At 76.6% G+C, this 2,913-nt stretch carries 2 protein-coding genes; both read right to left on the bottom strand.

Annotation, left to right across the window (positions count from 1 at the left end):
• On the bottom strand, positions 1 to 2,443 hold a 2,443-nt coding region (locus tag DQW85_RS24925; RefSeq protein ID WP_240197409.1), incomplete at its 3' end, for an amino acid adenylation domain-containing protein.
• Between the two features lie 4 nt (positions 2,444 to 2,447).
• On the bottom strand, positions 2,448 to 2,913 hold a 466-nt coding region (locus DQW85_RS24920), incomplete at its 5' end, for a hypothetical protein (protein ID WP_205315386.1).

Genomic DNA, 2,913 nt, shown 5'->3' with positions numbered 1-2,913 from the left:
GCAGGTCCAGCACGGTGGGCGCGCCGGCGAGGTGGGCGGCCCACCAGTCCAGGTCGGCGGCGGTCTCGCGGGCGGCCAGCCAGGAGGTGTAGCCCCCCGCCGAGGCGGGCGCCGGCGCCGACGGCAGTGCGGACCGCAGTGCGGACGCCGGTACGGACGCCGATACGGACGCCGGTGCGAGCCGCTCGCCGCGGTAGGCCGCGCCGATGTCCTCGTACAGCACGCTCTGGGACCAGCCGTCGAACACCAGGTGGTGCGCCGTGATCGCCAGGACGTGCTCCCCGGCGGACAGGCGGAGCAGCCTGGCCCGCCACAGCGGCCCCGATTCCAGGTCGAACGTCCGGCGGGCCTCGGCCTCCAGGTGTTCGGCGAGGCGCGGCTCGGTGACGTCCTCGACGGGCAGCGGGACCTCGCCGGGCGGTGCGACGGTGACAGAGGGGACGCCGCCGGACTGGGGGACGCGCCAGCGCAGCGCCTCGTGGCGGTCGGCCACGGCGGTCAGCGCGGCGCGCAGCGCGGGCACGTCGAGCGGGCCGATGAGGCGTTGCGCCATGGCGATGTTGTGCGCGGGGGTGCCGGGGGCGAGCCGTTCGACGAACCACATGCGCCGCTGGATCGGCGACAGCGCGGCGGGGGCCACGCCCGGCGGTTCGTCCCGCAGGGGCGGGGCGTCCTCGGCGCGGCGGGCGATCCCGGCCACGGTACGGCCGGACAGCACGTCCTCGACGGCGACGCGCCTGCGCAGCGCGCCGCCGAGCAGGGCGGTCAGGCGCATGGCGAGCAGGGAGTGGCCGCCGGCGGCGAAGAAGTCGTCGTCGAGCCCGGGTTCGGCGGTGGCGAACGCCTGTGCCCAGGCCGCGGCGACGGCCCGTTCGGTGCCGGTACGCGGGGGCCGCCGGGCGGGCGAGGACTCCTGCTCGGCGGGGGCCGCGGCGGTGGCGGCCGTGCCAGGGCTTGTGGCAGGGCCGGTGAGTGCGCGCAGCGCGGCCATGTCCACCTTGCCCGCCACCGTCATGGGCAGCACCGGCAGGCGGACGACCCGGGTGGGGATCATGTACGGGGGGACCTGCTCGCGGCAGTGGCCGCGCACGCCCTCCAGGCCGGGCGCGTCCTGCGGCGTCAGGTAGGCGACCAGCTCCTTCAGCCCGGACGCGGCGGTGGCGACGTCGGCCACGGCCTGGCGGATCGCGGGATGGGTGCGCAGCACCGCCTCGACCTCGCCGATCTCCACCCGCTGCCCCTGGATCTTCACCTGGCGGTCCAGCCGCCCCAGGAAGCCGATCCGGCCGTCGCTCTCCAGCACCACCTGGTCACCGGTGCGGTACAGGCGCGCGCCCGGCTCCCCGCACGGATCGGGGACGAACCGGTCGGCGGTCAGGCCCGGCCGGTTCAGGTAGCCGCGGGCGAGCTGCGGGCCGCCGATGCACAGCTCGCCCGGCGTGCCCGGCGGGCAGGGCCGCAGCTCCTCGTCCAGGATGCGGGCGACGGAGCCCGGCAGGGCGTGGCCGATGGGCAGGGGCCTGGTCCAGCTGCCGTCGAGCTCGGTCCCGACCACGCACACCGTGGTCTCGGTGGGGCCGTACCAGTTGTGGAAGCGGCGCGGTCCGGGCCGGGTCCAGCGGGCGACCTGCTCGGGGCCCGCCGGCTCGCCGGCGGTGAGCAGGTCGCGCAGCTCGGGCAGCCGGCAGGGGTCGAGCAGCGGCAGCAGCGCCGGCGGGATGGTGCCCCACGTGACGTGGTGCCGTTCGAGGAACCGCTGGAGCCGTGCGGGGTCGACGCGGTCGCCGTCGGGCACGAGCATGACGGACCCGCCCCTGGCCAGGGGGGCGAAGATGTCGAGCACCGACACGTCGAACCCCAGAGCCGCGAACCCGATGGAGCGGCAGCCGGCGTCCAGCCCGAACACCTGGCCGGCCATCGTGGCGAACGACACCACCGCGGCGTGGCTGACCGTGACGCCCTTCGGCCTGCCGGTCGATCCGGAGGTGTAGAGGGTGTAGGCGGCGTTGGCCGGGCGGGCGAGCGGCGGCGGCGGATCGGGCCGCTCGCCGTGGCGCGGTGGCAGGACGTGGACGGGCAGGCCGGCCAGCAGGTCGCCTCCGGTGGCGTCGGCGACGACGGTGGTGATCCCGGCGTCCTCGATGATCGTGGCCAGCCGGGCGCGCGGGTGTGAGGGGTCGAGGGGCACGTACGCGCCTCCGGACAGCAGGACCCCGAGCACGGCGACGAGCAGGTCGGGGGTGCGGCGGGCGCACACCCCGATCAGCACCTCGGGTCTGGCGCCCTGTTCGCGCAGCCGGTGAGCCAGCGCGTTGGCGGCCGTGGTCAGCTCGCCGTAGGTGAGGGCCGTCTCCCACTGCCGTACCGCGGTCGCGTCCGGGGTGCGGCGGGCCTGGGCCGTGACCAGGTCGTGTACGAGCGGCCCGGTGGTCACCACGCTCACCGGGTCACCTCGCCTGTTCGGTCAGCGTGTCGAATCTCAGCCGCACCCTGTCGTGCGGCACCGCGACTGCTCCCAACGCTTCCCCCTGTGAGGTGTGCAGGGGCAGGTGTACGACCTGCCAGTGGGGTGTGCCGAGGCCGGGGCCGTCGTCGCCTCGCCACGGGCCGTCGTCGGCCTGCCATGTGTCGTCCTGGGGCCGCCAGGGGCCGGGGTCGGCCAGGTCGGGGAAGGTGGTCAGGGCGGGATCGGCGTCCTGGCCGGCCGCCGCGACCAGGGCCCGCTTGGCGGTTACGGCGCGCACCGCCAGCCAGTGCCGGTCCTCCTCGGCGGCGTCCTCGATCTGCTCGCGCTCGGCCGGGCTCAGCACGGCGAAGCCCGTCAGGGCGCCGTTGGCGGCCGGGGTGGCGGCGAGGGTCGGCTCTCCGGTGCGCCCGTTCCCGGAGTGCCGGCCGTCGCCTGGGCGCGGGCCG

Source organism: Nonomuraea lactucae (assembly GCF_003313395.1).
Taxonomy (GTDB): Bacteria; Actinomycetota; Actinomycetes; order Streptosporangiales; family Streptosporangiaceae; genus Nonomuraea; species Nonomuraea lactucae.
This window is presented reverse-complemented; position numbering and strand designations above follow the sequence as displayed.